1 pseudogene is annotated in these 299 nt (G+C 59.2%); it reads left to right on the top strand.

The window, feature by feature from the left end:
- Positions 1-299 (top strand): annotated as a pseudogene (locus P0G09_RS19005) (ABC transporter permease); the annotation flags it as partial.

Here is a 299-nt window from a genome sequence, read left to right as displayed (position 1 = left end):
ACGGCGCTGGAGCTGTGCTGCATTTACGGTCTTGTGGCGCTGGCGCTGTTTCTTAGCTATTCGATCCTGAACATTGCCGACTTGTCCACCGATGGCTGCTTCACCCTTGTCTGTGCCGTGGCCTGCCAGGTGGCGCTGACAGGCCACCCCATCCTGGCCCTGTTCGCGGCCATGGCGGCGGGTGTGTGTTCGGGCTTTGTCACCGCATTTTTGCAGACACGTCTGGGCGTTGAGAGCATCATGGCAGGCATCATCGTGAACACCCGTCTATACACCATCAATCTGGCGGTCATGGGCTT

The sequence above is a fragment of the Faecalibacterium sp. DFI.5.82 genome, from assembly GCF_029076575.1.
Classification (GTDB): domain Bacteria; phylum Bacillota; class Clostridia; order Oscillospirales; family Ruminococcaceae; genus Faecalibacterium; species Faecalibacterium duncaniae.
The sequence above is the reverse complement of the archived record's forward strand: the minus strand, read 5'-3'. Positions and strand labels throughout refer to the sequence as shown.